Genomic DNA, 18,946 nt, shown 5'->3' with positions numbered 1-18,946 from the left:
CGTGAGTCAAGATAAAATAACTGGTAAAACCTACGATATCAATTTAGTGAAACGCATGAGTCGCTATATGCGGCCCTACCATGTGTCATTTTGGATATCGGTCGTTCTAACGATATTGTTGGCCGCTGTGGCGCCCGCTTTGCCTATGCTAATTCAGCATACATTAGATAACTATATTTTAAACTTCGATACCAATGGGTTGTCCCTCATGCTGATAGCGATGTTGGCATTGGTTATCCTGCAGACCTTGATTCGTTATTACCATACCTTAATGACAAATACCTTGGGGCAGTCGGTCATTCGCGATATCCGGATTCAGGTATTTAACCACATTGTTCAACTCCGGCTCAAGTATTTTGATCGTACGGCATTGGGAAAACTGATTACACGTACCATTTCTGATCTGGAGACTCTTTCCAATATTTTCTCTGAGGGCTTGATCCAGATTATCGGTGATTTATTGCAGCTGGTCGTTATTCTGGTTGTGATGTTTTACTCCGATTGGAAGCTAACATTGATTGTTTTAATTCCCATGCCTTTGATGGTGGCAGCAACTTATGTGTTTAAAGAGGCGATGAAATCTGCTTTTATTGATGTGAGGAAATGGGTTTCCAATTTAAATACCTTTTTGCAGGAACACATTACGGGAGTCGGGATTATCCAATATTTTGCGCGTGAAAAGCAGGAAATGGATAAGTTTAAAGAAATTAATGCGCAACATCGCAATGCACATATTCGAACCAATTGGTACTTCTCTATCTTTTTTCCTGTTTTGGAAATTATCATGGCCATTGCTTTGGGATTATTGGTGTGGTTTGGTTCCAAACAAATTATGGGTGATGTGATCTCTCCGGGTGTAGTTGTGGCCTTCATCATGTATATCAATATGATCTTTAGGCCCATTCGGGAACTTATTGACAAGTTCAATACACTTCAAATGGGCATGGTGAGCGCTGAACGTATTTTTGAAGTCTTGGATACCGATGAAAAGACGCCTAATTTGGGGACGTTGAAACCCGCACATATCAAAGGAGAGATTGCTTTTCGCGATGTTTGGTTTGCTTATAATGAGGAAAACTGGGTTCTGAAAGATGTTAACTTCAATGTTAATCCGGGCGAGACCTTAGCTTTAGTTGGGGCTACTGGTGCTGGAAAATCTTCTACCATCAATATTCTAAGCCGGTTTTATGAAATCAATAAGGGCGAAATTCTACTGGATGGCCGTAATATCCGGGATTATGATCTTGATTATCTGAGAAATACCATTTCGACGGTATTGCAGGATGTATTTCTCTTTTCGGATAGTGTTATCAATAACATTACATTAGGTGATCCTGCAATATCTAGAGAGCAGGTGATCGAAGCAGCAAAGGAGGTGGGTGCGCATGATTTTATTATGCGACTTCCTGGGGGCTATGATTATGATGTGAAAGAGCGGGGAGCAACTTTATCTGCGGGGCAGGCACAATTGATTTCTTTTATACGGGCTTTGGTACACGATCCTCGGATTCTTATTTTGGACGAAGCGACTTCTTCTGTTGATACCGAAACGGAAGAAATGATCCAACATGCAATTGATAACCTCATGAAAGGAAGAACATCGATTGTTATTGCCCACCGCTTGTCCACCATTCAGAAGGCGGACAAGATTATTGTGTTGGATAAAGGCGAAATCAAGGAAATCGGAACGCATCAGGAATTGCTATCTTTCGATGGTTATTATAAAAAACTATACGACTTACAGTTTCATTCCGCAGGGATTTAATTAAGCGATAATACTCTCTTTGGGGATAGTTTCTTCGTCTTCGATACGTGTATTTGCTTTAATTTCTGAACCTCGACCGACTAGAACGTTTGCTCCGATTGAGACATTTGGGCCGATGTTGACAAAATCTTCAATAATGGTGTTGCTTTCGATAACGGCGGAACCGGCAATAACGCAGTGGTTGCCTATTTGTACATCTGGAGCGATCGAAGCGCCTGGGAGAATAATGGTGCCTTCACCAATTTCGGCTCTTTTTGATACGTAGGCTTTAGGATGGATGAGGGTCTGGAAGTTCCAGTTTGCGTTTTCTGACACAATTCTTTGGCGAAGACCAGGATTCTTGACTGCGACAAAGAAATTTTCTTCCGTGCCTTTTGATTCATGATGAAGTTGAACCTCATAATCAAATACATCTTCAATTAGTAGCGATTTGTCGATAAGACCACCAATTTCAATCGCTAAATCTTCTGCTACATCTACCGCAGTTTTAGCATGAGCGGTTGCTCCATATATGTATAACATGGTATTTTTTTTTCGCAAAGATAAAGCTTTCTAAAAAGAAGCCCTTTGATATGATGTAAAAAAATACAACAAAATGTCAGGTTTGATTGTTTTGGTGTTTATAGAGCTGTAGGGTTGGTTGTTTTTTCGGTCGCAATTATATTGCATATGAAAATCAATTTATCTAAGTTTGTTGATATACAAAAATTAAACTATGATTCAACGTATCCAAACTGTTTATTTGCTGATAGCAGGATTAGTCATATTTGGCTTGTTTCTATTTCCCTATGTTAATTATAGCGATTTAGTGGGTTTAGGAAAGAATGTGAAGGTGACTGGTGTGTATAGTGTTGCTGCTGGCCAGTCTGTACATGAGGGGGGATTTGGTTATATTTTCCAGACCGTGGTGACCGTGTTATTGGGAGGACTTCCGCTATTTACGATATTTAAATTTAAAAAGCGTAAAGTTCAACTTTTGCTTATATGGGTGGAGATTGTGGCGATCATCTTATTTGCAATCTGGTTATACTCGTCTGCAAGTACTCATCTTGCCACCGTGAGCCAGTTTTTAGGTGCCGGGAATATCGGGGTAGGTTTCTTTTTGTTGCCAATTTCGATTATTTTCTGTGCGTTAGCGATGGGTGGAGTACGTAAAGATGAAAAGTTGATCCGATCTGCCGATCGATTGCGAGCATAATTTTAAGACAATAAAATAATACGAGTTAAAGCCACGAAGATCGTGGCTTTTTTAAATATAATATGATATGAATGTTTTTTTTAGATATGTTGTTGTCTTGATCCTCTTTCTTGGAGGTGGGCTTGTAAAGGCTCAGTCGGCAGATTCATTGCTGGTTTTTGACGATATTCAATTCGATGTGCGGGAATTTCACTTCGATGAGGGTAAGAATGAACTGGTGATCAATTTGTTTGCGATATCTTATAGTACCGATCCACGAGAATATAAAATGAACACCTTTTCCACGCAAGTGTTGGATCAGAAGAAACAACCCCATTTCTTTTCAACGATTCAGATGGGAAATGTTTTGGTTAAATTTGAAGATAAGCAGAATTATCTGCACTATTTGCTAGAAGAAGATAAGCCTGTGGATATACAGGTCATTGTTAAGGATTGGAAGAAAACGGATAAGCCGGATCTGATTAAACTGGTGTTTGAGAGTAGCACGGAAGAGGGGGAGTTTTTGGAAGTTTCTATTCCATTAAAGAAATAGATTTTGGCTCTTGAGCAAAAAAGCTTCAAAGTTATACTTTGAAGCTTTTTTGATTATTCAATATTATCGATTGTATCTGATCTGCTGTTTGTCCATCATACCCATTTGGTCTTTCATCATTTTGATCTGATCGGCCAATAATTTGTTTTTATCTGCTTTTTTCGCTTCTTGAAGTAGTTTTTCGGCTTCACGCTTGTTGCGTTTTGCCATTGCTACACCTGCCAGGCTTAATTTTGCTAAAGCGATATTATGATCCATATGTAAGCCCAACGCCAATGCCTTCTTAAAATATTTTTCGGATTGCATAGGTGCGCGTTGTGATTCGATCAGTCCGATCAGCATATTGTAGTAACCGTGCTGTTGTGGGATCAATTGCTTTTCGTAGTTGGTGATTTTACGTAGCCATTTTTCAGCTGCGGCCATATTTTGTTTACGCATATACCATTGCGCAATCAGCATATATTCGTGGAAAAATACAGTAACAAAGCCTAAGATCGTGATCAGGATACCTAAGATTCCCCATCCCCAATTTCCAGTCCAGAATAAGGCAACTGTTCCGATCAGCAATGCACTGCAAATAATGATTCTAACGAGATTTGACATAAATCTTTGTTTAAAATATTTGTATTCAATTTAATTCTGCAAATATCCGTTAATTTCATCGTTTAAGCAACTCGTTCAGGTGGTTATTTTGTAAAAATGTGTTTTTCCCCCTGAAGAGAATATGGATAAACAAGATGTGCTCGTGTTTTTTTGCTGTAGTCCCTTAAGAAGAGCTTATGTGGATAAATTTGCCTTTATATGCAACTTTATTTATGTTTGGGGTATGGAAAAGCAATACGATGATTCTTGGGCTCCTGTGCTAAAGCCTTTGTTTGGTCAGCCTTATATGAAACAGCTGTCTACTTTTGTGCAAGAAGAGCGTCAGAAAACGAAAGTGTTTCCACCGGCAGATCTGGTGATGAATGCTTTTAAGCTGACGCCATTGGACCAGGTAAAAGTAGTTATCTTAGGGCAGGATCCTTACCATAATGATGGGCAGGCGCACGGCTTGTCTTTCTCTGTGCCAGAAGGGATTGCTTTGCCGCCATCCTTAAAAAATATCTTTAAGGAATTGCAAGACGATATACCCGGTTTTGTTGAGCCGCGTGCTGGCGATTTGACCTATTGGGCCAAACAGGGTGTACTGTTGTTAAATGCGACATTGACAGTGCAGGCGCATCTGGCAGGCTCCCATCAGAAGAAAGGTTGGGAGATTTTTACAGATAGTATTATTCATGCCATTTCGGAGCGTTGTGAACATGTCGTATTTCTGTTGTGGGGAAGTTATGCCCAAAAGAAAAGTGTGCTCATCGATGCGAAGAAGCATCTTGTGCTAACGGCGGTTCATCCATCACCGTTATCTGTCTATCGTGGTTTTTTTGGTAGTAAGCATTTTTCACGTGCAAACCAATATTTGATGGAACACGGTAAAGCCCCAATTGATTGGCGCCTGGTTTAAGTTTTGTCTTGCGTTAAATAAACATCATTGCCGGTGATCGTCGCATGGAGCAAATGCGTCCAAAAGCGAGATTCCGGTAATGATATTTTTGATCGACTTATTCCTTCGTTTAATATTCTACCTAATATTCTAAAGGAATAATTGGTTCTTTTTTGCTGGTTGACATAATCATCATGGTTTGGAATGTCTTTACAAAAGGTATTTTGGAGATTTTTTCCATGATGACACCTTCATAAGCTTTAATATCTTTTACGTAAACCTTGAGGATGAAATCACAATTGCCTGTAACGTGGTGGCATTCGGTTACCTCGGGTATCATTTTGACAGCAGCAACAAACTCAGGGATAGCGTTATGTGTATGGAAATCGAGTGAGATCTGGATAAACGATTTGATTCCAAGTCCCAGTTTCTCCTCGTCTACAAAAGCATGGTAACTTTTGATGAAGCCAGAGTTTTCCAGTTTTCGTACACGCTCTAAAGTTGGTGCGGGAGATAGTCCGATGCTAGATGCGAGTTGCAAATTAGTTATACGACCATTCTCTTGTAATAGTTTAAGAATTTTTAAATCTGTTTTATCCGGTGCAAAGGGCATATCTTAAGTCTTAATAATCAATAGTATTTGTAAATATACAAAATTATATTTGGAAATTTAAAAATATACAAAATTATTGATGATTAATAGATTTTAGTTATACTGTATGTGTTTAGTTATAATTTTAATCGATGTAAAATCATTTGACTGTCATAATCGATTGAAATGTGCTCATTTTAATGAAATGGAGTGATAAATGTCATTTTTTTATTAAAAATGCCTTTGTAAGGTGCTATTAAATGCTGTTTTATTGGCTTTGAAATTGTAACTTTGCAGTTCGATAGGTGCGGAGGTGAAGCCCTCCCAAATTAGTTAAACCGTGAGAGCGCAATATGAGTACTAAAGACGACGATTTGTTAAAAGAGCTGGAGCTCGAAGAATATAAATACGGGTTCACGACAGATATCGAAATGGAAATTGCAGCCAAAGGCCTTACTGAGGATACGGTTCGTTTTATTTCGGCAAAAAAGAATGAACCTGAATGGCTATTGGAATGGAGATTAAAAGCTTTCCGTCATTTCTTGACGTTAAGAATGCCTACTTGGCAGAATTTCAAAGCTCCTGAAATTGATTTTCAAGAGATTTCCTATTATGCAGCCCCAAAAGCAAAACCACAGCTTAATTCGATGGATGAGGTTGACCCTGAGTTGATTGCTACCTTTGAAAAACTGGGGATTCCTTTGGATGAGCAAAAAGTATTGGCAGGAGTTGTGGCGGTAGATGCTGTCTTTGACTCGGTATCTGTCAAAACAACGTTTCGTGAGAAATTAAAAGAACAAGGTGTTATTTTCTGTTCATTTGGTGAGGCCGTGCAAGAGCATCCTGACCTGGTGAAAAAATATTTGGGTACAGTGGTTCCACAGACGGATAACATTTATGCAGCGTTGAATTCTGCAGTATTTTCGGATGGATCCTTTGTTTATGTTCCAAAAGGTGTTAGATGTCCAATGGAATTATCTACCTACTTCCGTATCAATGCACAGAATACCGGACAATTTGAACGCACGTTGATCATTGCAGATGAGGGAGCTTATGTTTCTTATTTGGAGGGATGTACTGCACCTATGCGTGATGAAAACCAGCTGCATGCTGCGGTAGTAGAATTGATTGCCGAACGCGATGCTGATATTAAATATTCTACCGTGCAAAACTGGTACCCTGGTGATAAAGATGGAAAAGGTGGTATTTATAACTTTGTAACCAAGCGTGGAATCTGTAAAGGTGATAACAGTAAAATCTCCTGGACACAGGTAGAAACTGGTTCTGCAATTACATGGAAATACCCTGGTGTGATTTTAAAGGGTGATAACTCTATTGGCGAGTTTTACTCTGTGGCCATGACACGTAATTATCAGGTAGCTGATACAGGAACGAAGATGGTTCATTTGGGTAAAAACACGAAATCTAAAATTATTTCTAAAGGTATTTCTGCCGGTAAGAGCCACAACAGTTATAGAGGTTTAGTGAAAATCGGCCCAAATGCAGACAACTCACGTAACTTTACCCAATGTGACTCCTTATTGATCGGTGATAAATGTGGGGCACATACATTCCCTTATATCGAAAATAGAAATAAGACAGCCAAATTAGAGCATGAGGCGACTACTTCCAAAATCGGTGAAGACCAAGTATTCTATTTGAATCAACGTGGTATCGATTCTGAGAAAGCTGTTGGTTTAATTGTCAACGGGTATGCAAAGGAAGTATTAAATCAATTGCCAATGGAGTTTGCTGTAGAGGCTCAAAAATTATTGGCAATTTCATTAGAAGGTTCAGTAGGATAGATAAAAAATCATTGGGAATGTAGTTTATGATGCTACATTACACCATACTCAATACGAATAAAATGTTAAGCATTAAAAATTTACATGCGTCTGTAGAAGACAAACAAATATTAAAAGGGTTAAACCTAGAAGTAAAAGCTGGAGAAGTTCATGCGATTATGGGACCAAATGGTGCTGGTAAAAGTACATTGGGTAATGTATTGGCCGGACGTGAATCCTATGAAGTAAGTGAAGGTTCTGCACTATTGGACGGTGTAGATTTATTGGATCTTTCACCTGAGGACCGTGCACGTGAAGGGCTGTTTTTGGCTTTTCAATATCCTGTTGAAATTCCGGGCGTATCGAATATCAATTTCTTGAAAACAGCTGTAAATGATATTCGTGAGTATAAAGGCCTTCCTCCAATGGAAGCGAAGGAGTTTTTACAAATGGTAAAAGATAAGCAAAAATTGGTTGAATTTTCGGCTAATTTGGCTAACCGCTCTTTAAATGAAGGATTTTCCGGTGGTGAGAAAAAGCGTAACGAAATTTTTCAATTAGCGATGTTGAATCCGAAATTATCTATTTTGGATGAGACAGATTCTGGTTTGGATATCGATGCCCTTCGTATCGTTGCAAATGGCGTGAATCAATTGCGCTCTAAAGACAATGCTTTTATTGTTATTACACACTACCAACGTTTGTTGGATTATATCGTTCCAGATTTTGTTCACGTATTGTACAATGGCCGTATCGTGAAATCGGGACCTAAAGAATTGGCTTTGGAGCTCGAGGAAAAAGGATACGATTGGTTAAAAGAATATGATACACAAAACGCCTAATCTTTTACCTGAGTAAATAGGATTGGAAGAGAATTTTGGCGATTTGATTAAAAAATAACATGAGTACATTAGTTTCAGAATCATTACTTCAACAAGTGTTGGGAGCTTTCAAAGAGCAAGGCGTTTCAGACGAACCTTCGTTTTTCGTGGAGGCCCGCCAACTTGCATTCGAACGTTTCGAAGCAGCAGGCTTTCCCACCGTTAAGAATGAAGAATGGAAATATACAAACATCCACAGTATTATCAATAAGCCTTATGCGCTTGATGTCGATGTGGATATCGAAGGCTTAGACTTTAGTGCAGGGGAGATTCCTCAGTTGGATGCTTACCGCATTATCTTGGTGAACGGTCAGTATGTGTTGGCGGTAAGTGAATTAGAAAATGTGAAGGGACTGTCGGTTATTCCAATGGATGAAGCCACTTCAGAGCCTGCATTTGAGAGCCATTTTGCTAAATATGCGGACAAGTCAGACAATATTATGGTCGCATTGAATACGGCTGCTTTTACAAATGGTGTTTTTATCCATTTGAAAAAGGGAGTTGTACTTGATAAACCAATACAGATTATTCATGTCGCTACAGGAAAAGAGGATTTCTTTGCACAAACACGTAATTTGATCGTTGTCGAGCCAAATGCAGAACTTGAATTGATCGAAAGCTTTATCACTGCAGAAGGTACCGCAAATAATGTGCACAATAAGGTCTCTGAGATTATCGTCAAAGAGAACGCTAAAGTACAACATTATTATTTGCAGCTCGCAGAATCTGTAAGTCGTTACTTTAATCATACAGAGGTATACCAAGAAAAAGATAGCCTTTATAATAATTACAACTGTAATTTTCCTGGCGCCTCGTTTATCCGTAACAATATCAATGTTCGCTTGGATGCAGCGCATGTGGAGAGCCATTTATATGGAATCAATTTAACTGCAGGTGATCAATTGGTCGATAATCATACCATCGTAGACCACCTTAAGCCACATTGTGAGTCTTACGAATGGTATAAAAATATTACACAGGACAAATCCGTTGCAGTTTTCAATGGAAAAATCTTTGTGCGTGAGGATGCTCAAAAAACAAATGCTTTTCAGCAGAACAATAATATGTTGATGTCAGACAATTCGGCGGTTTATACCAAACCGCAACTGGAGATCTTTGCAGATGACGTAAAATGTTCACACGGATGTACCATCGGTCAGTTTGATAATGAGGCCTTATTTTATTTGAGAGCAAGAGGAATTGGTGAAGAATCTGCCCGTATCCTGTTGGTACATGCATTTGCATTTGACGTAACTACACGTTTCTCTAATGAGGTTGTTCGCAAATATGTTGAAGAACTTGTGGAAGAAAGCCTAAGAACAAATTAAATCCATTTAGGATTATATAGCTATAAAAAATGGCGTTTACCGTATCGGTAAACGCCATTTTTTATAGAAACAATTGGATCTGTGGTATCTTTCTGTGGTTTTGTACGACCATGTACTTGTCTTTATATACAATTTACGCTTATAAACCTTGGGTTTTATAGCGTGTTCGCTTTTTTCTTGTTAAGCCTCTATCGATAAATAGATAGGAGGGCCTCTTTATATTAGTATATTGGGTATTATCTTTTTTCGATGGTCCAATTAGGAGGCTGGAAAAAAAGAAAGGGTAGTACTATCAAACAGAAAAAGCTTCCAAATTTTGGAAGCTTTTTTAGAGCGAAAGACGAGATTCGAACTCGCGACCCCAACCTTGGCAAGGTTGTGCTCTACCAACTGAGCTACTTTCGCGTTGATGCTACAAAAGTAAGGCATTTATTCGTATTCTGCAAGAGAAAAAACAAAAAATGTTAACTTAAATTGATCGCATCAACACAATTAATACCGTCTATAGCCGCTGAAATGATGCCTCCGGCATAACCTGCACCCTCACCACAAGGGTAAAGTCCTTTGACCTGAGGGTGTTGTAAATCTTCTTTATTTCTAGGAATCCGAATAGGTGAAGATGTGCGTGATTCTACACCAACCAAAATGGCTTCATTGGTATAATACCCTTTCATCTTTTTGCCAAAGATTGGCAGTGCACCGCGTAATGCTTCGTGAACAAAAGCAGGTAGCACTTCGGTGAGATCTGCAGAGGCTGTTCCGGGCTTGTAGGAGTTTTCTGGCAGATCCATCGATACACGCCCTTCGACAAAGTCGATCATACGTTGTGCGGGAGCAACAAGTTTACCGCCACCTACGGCAAAAGCCTTTCGCTCGATCTCTTTCTGAAAATTAAGTAATGCAAAAGGATCCTTATGTGCATTGGCAACGTCCTCAAGGTTAATCTGAATAACGGTACCTGAATTGGCGTGCGGATTATTTCGTTTGGATGGGGACCATCCGTTGACAACGATTTCATCTAAATCTGTTGCACAGGGAGCGATAACGCCACCTGGGCACATGCAGAATGAAAATACCCCACGGTCATTAACCTGCTCAACCAAACTATAATATGCAGGGGGTAAATGCTCGCTTCTAACCTGACAATGGTATTGCGCCTGATCAATGATTGACTGCGGATGTTCGATGCGCACACCCAATGCAAAGGCTTTGGCTTCGATCAGCCAGTTATTACGGTGAAAAAGCTCAAAAATGTCCCGTGCAGAGTGTCCTGTTGCTACGATGACGTGATCGGCCTTAAATTCTTCGCCGCTGGCTAACTTGACACCGCGCACATGACCGAAAGATTCTAAAATGTCGTCGACACGTTGATCAAAATGAAATTCGCCGCCAAATTCAATAACACTCTCACGCATTGCTTCAATAATATGCGGTAGTTTATTTGTGCCAATATGTGGCCGTGCATTGACTAGAATATCTGTCGTAGCACCATGGGAGACAAAAAGATTGAGCACTTTGTCTACATCACCTCTTTTATTGGAACGTGTATATAGTTTCCCATCGGAGTAAGTTCCGGCCCCACCTTCACCAAAACAGTAGTTTGATTCGGGATTTACGATGCCTTCCCGGTTCAGCTTTGCGAGATCGCGCCTACGGTCTTGGACCTTTTTACCGCGTTCGATTACAATTGGTTTGAGCCCACGCTCAATGCAGCGAATAGCCGCAAATATGCCGGCAGGGCCTGCTCCAATAATAATAACGGATTTGCCGTCTTTGACAGACTTGAAATTATTTTCGTAGATTTCAGGAACAGGCAGTTCATCGATATAGTAGATAACCCTTGCCCGGTAGACCACCTGCTTGCTTCGGGCATCAATTGAACGTTTCCGGATTTTATAACCTTTGATTTGCTGGGGTTGAACGCGTAAAGCTTTTATGCCCTGCTGTATAATGTACTGTTCGTCCTCGATCCTTTCTGGAAGTATCGCAATTTCGATTTCTTTTTGCATAGTATGAGGGCTGGGTTTTTATCCCAAAACCGAGACAAAGTTAATGATTATTGGCTATTTGGAGATTTGGAAATAAAAATATTCTTATCTTAGTGAGAGCTTGGTATATGCTTTGATAGTGTAACCGTATAATTTGAATAGTATTTAATTCTTTGAACAATGAAAATTAAAAGATTTTTGGTCGCCCTATGTGGTTTATTTGCATTAGTATCATTAAACTCCTGTGGCTACAATACGATGGTCTCACAAGATGAGAATGTTAAAGGAAAATGGGCACAAGTTGAAAATGCGTATCAACGTCGTGCGGATCTAGTTCCAAATTTGGTTAATACGGTAAAAGGAGCGGCAAAGCACGAAGAAAGTACATTGACAGCCGTTGTAGAGGCAAGAGCTAAGGCAACTTCGGTAACGATTAATGCCGATGATTTGTCTGAGGAGAATATTGCCAAGTTTCAAAAAGTTCAGGATGAATTCAGCGGTTCGTTGAGTCGTCTTTTAGCGTCGGTTGAAGCTTATCCTGATTTGAAGGCAAATCAGAACTTTTTGGAATTACAGGCACAGTTGGAAGGTACTGAAAATCGTATTTCAACAGAACGTAGATCTTACAATGAAGCGGTACAGCAATACAATACCACCGTACGTAGCTTCCCGAATAATTTAATGGCGGGTATGTTCGGATTTAAGGCGAAAGGTACATTTACTGCAGCCCCGGGTTCGGATAAAGCGCCAACGGTATCATTCTAATAGTAAATTGTTAGTAATGAACAGGACGATGGATGATGCGGCTTTCGTAGAAGCACATCATCCATTTTTTTATCGTGTTTTAACTAGTTTTAGATACTTTGAGTCTGGAATAACCGTCTGGTAATCTGGTTTTGAAGTGCAAACGTATACAGACTATGGCATTAAATTCTGAAGAACAAGAGAAGATCGTTCACGCCATTAATGTGGCTGAAAACGAGACTTCCGGTGAGATTCGTGTAGTGGTAGAAAATCATTGCCCCGACGAGGTACATGATCGTGCAACACATTATTTTTCCAAATTGGGCATGCATAAGACCACGTTGAAAAACGGTGTTCTTATCTATATCGCGCTTGAGGATCATAAATTTTCCATTATTGGCGATAAGGGAATCCACCAACGTGTAGAAAGTGATTTTTGGAACAGTACCAAAGATCTTATGGTGGCGGAGTTTCGGGTGGATCGCATTGTTGAGGGCTTGGTCAAAGGGATCGAGCATGCGGGTAAACAATTGGCAAAATTCTTTCCGCGTGAACACGATGACATCAATGAGCTTCCAAATGATATTGTTTTTGGAGACCGTTAATTGTTAAGTGACCAGCAAGAACCCCGAGCTGCTATCGCCTGTCTCGCAAATAGATTGATAAAAATTGTGATAAACCCGACTTTGGGATTCACCGAACGCCATTAGGAGCATGAAGACTGCTTAAGGCAAATAAAAATGAATAAAAGAGAATAATAGGATGAAATTTGTATCGAGATTATTTTCTCGGATTCGAATCCCTGCTATGGCTGTGTTGCTTTGTATGCTGTCGATAGCCACAGTATTGGGTCAAGATTTCCCAGAAACATCAAACAGACTTGTCAATGATTATACAAACACATTGACAGCAAGTCAGAAGCAATTATTGGAGCAGAAGCTATTGGCATTTGAGGATTCCGCATCTACGCAAATTGCTGTGGTTATGATGAATTCAACCGGCGGCTATGACATTTCTGATTATGCAGTCCGTTTAGCGAAAAAATGGGGTATTGGGAATAAAAAGTATAATAACGGTATTCTGTTGCTGGTAGCGCTGGGAGATCGTGCGGTAACTATTCAAACAGGTTATGGTATAGAAGGGGCTGTCCCCGATGCCATTGCATATCGTATTATTGAAAATGATATCAAGCCGGCTTTTCGTCAGGGGGATTACTACAAAGGAGTCGACGATGCGACCAGTTCCCTAATTTCCTACACAAAAGGCGAATACAAAGCTGATCCAAAACAACCGAAAGGAAAGGGATCAGGTTCGGTGATGTTTGTCATTATTATTGTGATATTCTTGATTGTTATTTTCTCCAATCGCGGTGGCCGCGGTGGAGGTGGTGGAGGCGGCCGTGTGATGAATGGACGTGGCGCTTCTGATATCTTTTGGTGGACATTGCTGAATGGTCTTGGCGGCGGTGGCGGCCGAGGTGGTGGCGGTGGCTTCGGCGGCGGCTCAGGTGGCGGTTTTGGCGGTTTCGGTGGCGGTGATTTTGGCGGTGGCGGTGCTTCAGGACGTTGGTAACAACTTTGCTAAATAATGTTAAATAGGACGACAGTGAAACGGAAATGTTTTACATTTATGGGAAGTATATAATTATGAAAAAGGGAATATTAATGGGTTTAAGCTTTTTACCAGCCTTGTTAATGGCACAAGAAAGCTTCACGGTTACAGGAAAGGTAAACACGACGTCGGACAAAGCGAAAGTGTTTATGCAATATGCTGCCAATGGAACTCGCCAGACAGATTCAGCAACGGTTGTAAAAGGTGAGTTTAAGTTCAACGGACAGGTGGCTTCGCCAACGAAGGGTATGATGATCTATTCACCGGAAGGCTTATCTTTTGCTGAACTTAGAAATAGTCAAAAGCAGCCTGAAACAGCACAGCTGTATCTTTCTAAAGGAGTTATCAAAGTCGATGCAACCAAAGGGTTCAAAGACGCAACGGTCTCGGGTACAGCGCTCAATGATGATCTGACGCAATACAAGGCTTTTGTGAAACCTCATACAGATGCGTTCGAGGCGTTGAACCAACAATATTATGCGGCTTCGGAGACTCAAAAACAGGATCCTAAATTCATCGAAGGTTTGCAAAAACAGGCTGGTGAGATTTCCGAAAAAATGGAAAAAGCAGATGCTGAATTTATTAACAAAAACCCAAAAAGCTGGTACACGTTGGATTTGTTGTCTGAGAATGTCAGCGGTGAGAACGTCAATGAATATGTGACTTCTTTTGAGAAATTGTCTCCTGAATTGAAAAATTCTGAAAAAGGTAAGGAATTGGCTGAGCGTATCCAGAAATTGAAAGCAGTTGCTGTTGGTTCGGTAGCGCCTGATTTCACATTGCCAGACACAACAGGAAAGAATATTTCCCTATCTTCTTTAAGAGGTAAATATGTTTTATTGGATTTTTGGGCAAGCTGGTGTGGTCCTTGTCGCCACGAAAATCCGAATGTCGTTGCGGCTTTCAATAAATTCAAAGACAAAGGATTTACCGTGTTTGGTGTTTCTTTGGACAATCCGGGTAAAAAAGATGCTTGGGTGAAAGCTATTCATGATGATAATTTACAACAATGGCCACACGTTTCGGACCTACAGGGTTGGAAATCGGCTCCGGTCAAGTTGTACGAAGTACGTGGTATTCCGCAAAACTTCTTAATCGATCCTTCAGGTAAAATTGTAGCATCAAATTTAAGAGGTGAGGCTTTGGAGGCTAAGTTAGCTGAATTGCTAAAATAAATCGGTATATAACTGCCATTAGGCATTTGAATAACCCCTAATTGTTATACTCAGGTGAGCTGGGTCTACAATTAGGGGTTTCTATTTAATAATAGCTGTCCTGATCAACCTGCGCTTTCATCGTTACTGCGCTAGCGGCTGTGATAACGTGGAGGGAATTCACTAACTTCGCCTGCTGCTATCGCGAATGATCACTTGGAACTACTATATCCTCGTGTACAATCCAACTAGGGGATGATGAATCCTGAGTTTAAACAAGTTGAGCAATGGGATTTCTAAAGCAATTGTGGCAATAAAAATTATATAGATGAAGAAAACAGTAATTTTGGGCATATTCTTGGGGATGGTTCTTGCTTCCTGCAGTGGCGATCAGGGTAAGGGGATTCCCGTTGTCAACCTAGAGGCATTGCATGCCATTCCTTTGGATCATGCTATTGATCAATTGGCTAAAGACACGACTTTTATCGATGTCACGCTGCCGCCTAATGCCAGAATCGATCAGTTATCGCAACAGGAGCTGGGCCAACTAAAAGCTGCTGCATATCGTTTTTATCAGCATGTTACACTGGAAAATAATCAATACCGTGTTGATCTCAAAGATCCTAAGGTATTGCACTTATCGGAACAGGTTGTGAAGGCCTACGAACAGGCGATCAGCAACACGAATCATTTTGCTGACTCGATGGCGAAAGCAGGCCAAGCCATTCAGTTACCTCCGGTATCTGAAGAGTACCTCAATAATTTGCTTAAATAACAACTGTGCCGGATATGGTACTATTGTGGCTTTATGTCACATGATAGTTTAGGTGTCAGGCCTTTGCCTAAAGGGTTTGGACAATCTAGCAATGAAAGGCATAAAAAAAGAGTATACATCACAATGTATACTCTTTTTTATTGTTAGTTAAGAATAACTTATATCACTTACAAAGAAAGAATTTCAATGATACGAAGTAGGTCTTCATTCATTTTTACGTTATGCTTGATGGCGCTCTTAAAAGGAGTGAATCTTACTTCACTGCAAATCAGTCCGGCCATTTCACCCCTGCGACCTTGTAGTAAAGCCTCTACGGATGCAACTCCAAGCCTACTGGCTAGCACGCGGTCCATGCATGTTGGGCTTCCGCCACGTTGAATATGTCCTAAAATTGATAATCTAACATCGTAATGCGGAAAATTTTCCTTGATTTTTTCCGAAACAACCATGCCGCCTTCTTTGTCACCTTCAGCAACAATAATAATGCGGGATGATTTATTTTTACGGGATTTGTCAAGTCTTTTCATGATCGCATCATAGTCTACCTCGAACTCAGGAACCAAAACTGCCTCAGCACCGGTACTTATACCAGAACGAACGGCGATAAGACCGGAGTCGCGCCCCATCACTTCGATCACAAAAAGTCTATCATGAGACTCAGCAGTATCGCGAATTTTGTCTACAGCTTGAATAACGGTATTAATGGCTGTATCATAACCAATCGTAAAGTCTGTGCCGGCCAAATCGTTATCAATTGTGCCCGGAAGCCCAATGATAGGAAAGTCGAATTCTTCTATAAACTTGGATGCACCGGTAAATGTACCATCGCCACCGATGACAACCATGGCATCAATACCGTGGCTGCGTAAATTTTCATACGCCTGTTTACGTCCTTCAATAGTTTTGAAGGCCTCGCTACGGGCTGTTTTTAGGATAGTACCACCACGTTGTATGATATTGGCTACAGATTTAGCATCCATGGGGATAATCTCACCATTAACTAGACCATCATAACCTCTGCGTACGCCAAATACTTCAAGATTATTGTAGATACCCGCTCTAACAACAGCACGGATACCAGCATTCATTCCTGGAGCATCTCCTCCAGATGTCAAAACAGCAATTTTTTTAATGTTACTCATACGTACTCAAACTTAGCTATTTTTAAGCGTATATACAATTATATTTCCGTTATTGGAAGTCGCCGATAACGCTATTAAGAACAAGCAATAGCTTTTTTAAGTGCAATTCATCTAAGCGTGAACTAAAGATAATGCAAATTTAATAATTGCTTTTTATCATGTATCATTCCAGACGGATATCTCCAGCGTATACAGACTATTTTTTTGCCTTAAAGGCATCAATTCCGCTCTGTAAAAATGCAGTATATTCTGCGACATTATAGTTTGCGCCCGTTTTTGGAACCAATACTGTTCCTGATGCATCGACGATGACATAGAGCGGTTGCGAATTACTGTCGAAAGCTGATGCTTGGAAATCACTGTTTTTATTACCTATAGTTTTGATTTTTTTGCCACTATATTTTGAAACGAATTGTTCGTTTGCCGGTAATTCTGTTTTATCATCGACAAACAATTCGGCCATAATAAATTCTTCCTTCAGTAGTTTGGCAACCGCGGGATCAGTCCAGACATTTGCCTCCATTTTTCGACAATTGACACAGTTCCAGCCTGTAAAATCAATTAATACCGGTTTATTCTGTTCTTTTGAAGCTGCGAGAGCCTCTTCATAATCATAATAAGGATCAAATCCTTTTGGTGTACCACGTTCGTGAAAAATCTCCGCATATTTTTTAACCTTACCATCATTGTGTGAAGGAGCGGCTACTATTCCTGCCGACAGGTCAAAGTCCTGTGTTGCCGAAGGTGGCAAGAAGGCTGAAATCGATTTTAGGGGAGCTCCCCACAGTCCCGGTACCATATAGATAACGAAGGAAAATACAATGATAGCGAGAATAGTTCTCGGTACAGAGAGGAATTTTAATTCGCTGTCATGTGAAAACTTGATCTTTCCAATAAGATATAAGCCCATCATACTAAAAATGGCAATCCATAACGATAAGAACACTTCTCGATCCAACCAATTCCAATGGTAGGCCAAATCTACATTTGATAAGAATTTCAGCGCTAGTGCGAGCTCTAAGAAGCCAAGTACAACCTTCACCGAATTTAGCCAGCCGCCAGATTTTGGTAGGGATTTTAACATCGAAGGGAACATCGCAAATAAGCCAAAAGGAATTGCTAGTGCTATAGAAAAACCGAGCATCCCGACTGCTGGACCTAAGCGTTCTCCTTTTGAGGCCGCTTCGACCAATAAGGTGCCAATAATGGGGCCAGTACAGGAAAAAGATACCAGTGAAAGGCTGAATGCCATAAAGAAAAGCCCTACAAGACCGCCTTTGTCGGATTTGGCATCCATTTTATTGACGAAAGAACTTGGTAACGTGATTTCAAAAGCACCAAAAAAGGACGCGGCAAAAACAACCAATAAGAGGAAGAATAGGAAATTAAATACCCCATTTGTCGATAAAGCATTCAACGCATCCGAACCAAACGAAATGGTAATAATCATTCCTAAAGCGACATAGATCACAATGATGAAGAGACCATATAGAAGTGCCTTGCTGATACCGCTTGCGCGGCTTCCGGCCTGTTTTGTAAAATAGCTTACGGTAAGTGGGAGCATTGGGAATATACAAGGCATGAGCAGCGCTGCGAAGCCGCCAACTAATCCAGCAATAAAGATACTCCAAAGTGATTTTTTCCCTGATTCTTGATTCCCTGAGGAAGCGTTTGCCTTAGTTGGAACTATTTTACTGCTATCTTGACTAACCATCGTGTCAGGTGAAGCTGTAAAATTTAGATCCTCGGGTACCGCTTCAACAGCAGTAGCTGTATCCGGTGATGATTCAAATTGAAGCCCTTCTGTACTTGTTAAACTATCTTGTGCTGAGGCAAAAGTTGCTGTAGTTAAAGAAAGGCTGAAAAAAGCAATTAAAAGTAGAATGAATGTGTTTTTTAACATGCGTATGAATTTCTGATGTTATGGTCAAAAATAAAAAAAGGCGATGAGAATCGCCTTATTAATTTATCC

The 18,946-nt window shown here is 40.3% G+C and carries 18 protein-coding genes and 1 tRNA gene; 12 read left to right on the top strand and 7 right to left on the bottom strand.

Annotated elements, in window-relative coordinates:
- Position 1 precedes the first annotated feature (1 nt).
- A complete protein-coding gene (locus tag K2F45_RS26335; RefSeq protein WP_075990267.1) occupies positions 2 to 1,765 on the top strand; it encodes an ABC transporter ATP-binding protein in 1,764 nt (587 codons plus the stop codon).
- Here K2F45_RS26335 and K2F45_RS26330 read toward each other — a convergent pair whose 3' ends face one another.
- Entirely contained in the window at positions 1,766 to 2,287 is a 522-nt protein-coding gene (locus K2F45_RS26330; protein WP_075990266.1) for a PglD-related sugar-binding protein, read from the bottom strand.
- Positions 2,288 to 2,480: 193 nt separating this feature from the next.
- On the opposite strand from K2F45_RS26330, the gene K2F45_RS26325 reads away from it, so the two are divergent.
- Both K2F45_RS26325 and K2F45_RS26320 read left to right on the top strand, forming a co-directional pair.
- Entirely contained in the window at positions 2,481 to 2,963 is a 483-nt protein-coding gene (locus tag K2F45_RS26325; RefSeq protein ID WP_248932711.1) for a DUF4293 domain-containing protein, read from the top strand.
- A 67-nt stretch (positions 2,964 to 3,030) separates the two neighbouring features.
- On the top strand, positions 3,031 to 3,495 hold the full coding sequence (locus K2F45_RS26320) for a hypothetical protein (RefSeq protein WP_075990264.1): 465 nt from the start codon (positions 3,031 to 3,033) through the stop codon (positions 3,493 to 3,495).
- 63 nt (positions 3,496 to 3,558) lie between these two features.
- Here the strand turns inward: K2F45_RS26320 and K2F45_RS26315 are convergent, their stop codons facing one another.
- Positions 3,559 to 4,098 (bottom strand): tetratricopeptide repeat protein, encoded by a 540-nt coding sequence (locus K2F45_RS26315; RefSeq protein ID WP_075990263.1) that lies wholly within the window; start codon positions 4,096 to 4,098, stop codon positions 3,559 to 3,561.
- A 223-nt stretch (positions 4,099 to 4,321) separates the two neighbouring features.
- Here K2F45_RS26315 and ung point away from each other — a divergent pair, with 223 nt between their 5' ends.
- On the top strand, positions 4,322 to 4,996 hold the full coding sequence (gene ung, locus K2F45_RS26310; RefSeq protein ID WP_075994550.1) for a uracil-DNA glycosylase: 675 nt from the start codon (positions 4,322 to 4,324) through the stop codon (positions 4,994 to 4,996).
- A 121-nt stretch (positions 4,997 to 5,117) separates the two neighbouring features.
- Here the strand turns inward: ung and K2F45_RS26305 are convergent, their stop codons facing one another.
- Entirely contained in the window at positions 5,118 to 5,588 is a 471-nt protein-coding gene (locus K2F45_RS26305) for an Lrp/AsnC family transcriptional regulator (protein ID WP_046673117.1), read from the bottom strand.
- A 332-nt stretch (positions 5,589 to 5,920) separates the two neighbouring features.
- Between K2F45_RS26305 and sufB the strand changes: the two genes are divergently transcribed.
- From sufB to sufD, 3 genes are all read left to right on the top strand, one after another.
- Positions 5,921 to 7,372 (top strand): Fe-S cluster assembly protein SufB, encoded by a 1,452-nt coding sequence (sufB, locus tag K2F45_RS26300; protein WP_075990262.1) that lies wholly within the window; start codon positions 5,921 to 5,923, stop codon positions 7,370 to 7,372.
- Positions 7,373 to 7,434: 62 nt separating this feature from the next.
- Positions 7,435 to 8,193: a Fe-S cluster assembly ATPase SufC gene (gene sufC, locus K2F45_RS26295; protein WP_046673119.1), complete on the top strand. Its 759-nt coding sequence runs from the start codon at positions 7,435 to 7,437 to the stop codon at positions 8,191 to 8,193.
- 59 nt (positions 8,194 to 8,252) lie between these two features.
- Positions 8,253 to 9,560 (top strand): Fe-S cluster assembly protein SufD, encoded by a 1,308-nt coding sequence (sufD, locus tag K2F45_RS26290; RefSeq protein ID WP_075990261.1) that lies wholly within the window; start codon positions 8,253 to 8,255, stop codon positions 9,558 to 9,560.
- A gap of 332 nt (positions 9,561 to 9,892) precedes the next feature.
- On the opposite strand, the gene K2F45_RS26285 is transcribed toward sufD, so the two are convergent.
- Positions 9,893 to 9,965: transfer RNA gene (locus K2F45_RS26285), tRNA-Gly, on the bottom strand.
- A 59-nt stretch (positions 9,966 to 10,024) separates the two neighbouring features.
- Entirely contained in the window at positions 10,025 to 11,569 is a 1,545-nt protein-coding gene (locus K2F45_RS26280) for an NAD(P)/FAD-dependent oxidoreductase (RefSeq protein ID WP_075990260.1), read from the bottom strand.
- 165 nt (positions 11,570 to 11,734) lie between these two features.
- Here K2F45_RS26280 and K2F45_RS26275 point away from each other — a divergent pair, with 165 nt between their 5' ends.
- From K2F45_RS26275 to K2F45_RS26255, 5 genes are all read left to right on the top strand, one after another.
- Entirely contained in the window at positions 11,735 to 12,313 is a 579-nt protein-coding gene (locus K2F45_RS26275; RefSeq protein WP_046673163.1) for a LemA family protein, read from the top strand.
- Between the two features lie 155 nt (positions 12,314 to 12,468).
- Positions 12,469 to 12,897, top strand: a complete 429-nt coding sequence (locus K2F45_RS26270; RefSeq protein WP_075990259.1) for a TPM domain-containing protein — start codon at positions 12,469 to 12,471, stop codon at positions 12,895 to 12,897.
- Between the two features lie 202 nt (positions 12,898 to 13,099).
- On the top strand, positions 13,100 to 13,864 hold the full coding sequence (locus K2F45_RS26265; RefSeq protein ID WP_216640472.1) for a TPM domain-containing protein: 765 nt from the start codon (positions 13,100 to 13,102) through the stop codon (positions 13,862 to 13,864).
- 74 nt (positions 13,865 to 13,938) lie between these two features.
- Positions 13,939 to 15,078: a TlpA disulfide reductase family protein gene (locus K2F45_RS26260; protein WP_075990257.1), complete on the top strand. Its 1,140-nt coding sequence runs from the start codon at positions 13,939 to 13,941 to the stop codon at positions 15,076 to 15,078.
- A 307-nt stretch (positions 15,079 to 15,385) separates the two neighbouring features.
- Positions 15,386 to 15,832 carry a hypothetical protein gene (locus K2F45_RS26255; RefSeq protein ID WP_075990256.1) on the top strand — a complete coding sequence of 149 codons (447 nt, stop codon included), beginning with the start codon at positions 15,386 to 15,388 and terminating at the stop codon, positions 15,830 to 15,832.
- Between the two features lie 167 nt (positions 15,833 to 15,999).
- Here K2F45_RS26255 and pfkA read toward each other — a convergent pair whose 3' ends face one another.
- Both pfkA and K2F45_RS26245 read right to left on the bottom strand, forming a co-directional pair.
- On the bottom strand, positions 16,000 to 16,974 hold the full coding sequence (pfkA, locus tag K2F45_RS26250) for a 6-phosphofructokinase (RefSeq protein WP_075990255.1): 975 nt from the start codon (positions 16,972 to 16,974) through the stop codon (positions 16,000 to 16,002).
- 196 nt (positions 16,975 to 17,170) lie between these two features.
- Positions 17,171 to 18,877 (bottom strand): protein-disulfide reductase DsbD family protein, encoded by a 1,707-nt coding sequence (locus K2F45_RS26245; protein ID WP_075990254.1) that lies wholly within the window; start codon positions 18,875 to 18,877, stop codon positions 17,171 to 17,173.
- Positions 18,878 to 18,946: the final 69 nt, after the last annotated feature.

This window comes from Sphingobacterium siyangense (assembly GCF_023277505.1).
Taxonomy (GTDB): domain Bacteria; phylum Bacteroidota; class Bacteroidia; order Sphingobacteriales; family Sphingobacteriaceae; genus Sphingobacterium; species Sphingobacterium siyangense.
This window is presented reverse-complemented; position numbering and strand designations above follow the sequence as displayed.

Excerpts from the sequence above, each read along its gene's own strand:
- K2F45_RS26330 (WP_075990266.1), bottom strand. The coding sequence starts at position 2,287 with ATGTTATACATATATGGAGCAACCGCTCATGCTAAAACTGCGGTAGAT.
- K2F45_RS26325 (WP_248932711.1), top strand. The coding sequence starts at position 2,481 with ATGATTCAACGTATCCAAACTGTTTATTTGCTGATAGCAGGATTAGTC.
- K2F45_RS26320 (WP_075990264.1), top strand. The coding sequence starts at position 3,031 with ATGAATGTTTTTTTTAGATATGTTGTTGTCTTGATCCTCTTTCTTGGA.
- K2F45_RS26315 (WP_075990263.1), bottom strand. The coding sequence starts at position 4,098 with ATGTCAAATCTCGTTAGAATCATTATTTGCAGTGCATTGCTGATCGGA.
- ung (WP_075994550.1), top strand. The coding sequence starts at position 4,322 with ATGGAAAAGCAATACGATGATTCTTGGGCTCCTGTGCTAAAGCCTTTG.
- K2F45_RS26305 (WP_046673117.1), bottom strand. The coding sequence starts at position 5,588 with ATGCCCTTTGCACCGGATAAAACAGATTTAAAAATTCTTAAACTATTA.
- sufB (WP_075990262.1), top strand. The coding sequence starts at position 5,921 with ATGAGTACTAAAGACGACGATTTGTTAAAAGAGCTGGAGCTCGAAGAA.
- sufC (WP_046673119.1), top strand. The coding sequence starts at position 7,435 with ATGTTAAGCATTAAAAATTTACATGCGTCTGTAGAAGACAAACAAATA.
- sufD (WP_075990261.1), top strand. The coding sequence starts at position 8,253 with ATGAGTACATTAGTTTCAGAATCATTACTTCAACAAGTGTTGGGAGCT.
- K2F45_RS26280 (WP_075990260.1), bottom strand. The coding sequence starts at position 11,569 with ATGCAAAAAGAAATCGAAATTGCGATACTTCCAGAAAGGATCGAGGAC.
- K2F45_RS26270 (WP_075990259.1), top strand. The coding sequence starts at position 12,469 with ATGGCATTAAATTCTGAAGAACAAGAGAAGATCGTTCACGCCATTAAT.
- K2F45_RS26265 (WP_216640472.1), top strand. The coding sequence starts at position 13,100 with ATGGCTGTGTTGCTTTGTATGCTGTCGATAGCCACAGTATTGGGTCAA.
- K2F45_RS26260 (WP_075990257.1), top strand. The coding sequence starts at position 13,939 with ATGAAAAAGGGAATATTAATGGGTTTAAGCTTTTTACCAGCCTTGTTA.
- K2F45_RS26255 (WP_075990256.1), top strand. The coding sequence starts at position 15,386 with ATGAAGAAAACAGTAATTTTGGGCATATTCTTGGGGATGGTTCTTGCT.
- pfkA (WP_075990255.1), bottom strand. The coding sequence starts at position 16,974 with ATGAGTAACATTAAAAAAATTGCTGTTTTGACATCTGGAGGAGATGCT.
- K2F45_RS26245 (WP_075990254.1), bottom strand. The coding sequence starts at position 18,877 with ATGTTAAAAAACACATTCATTCTACTTTTAATTGCTTTTTTCAGCCTT.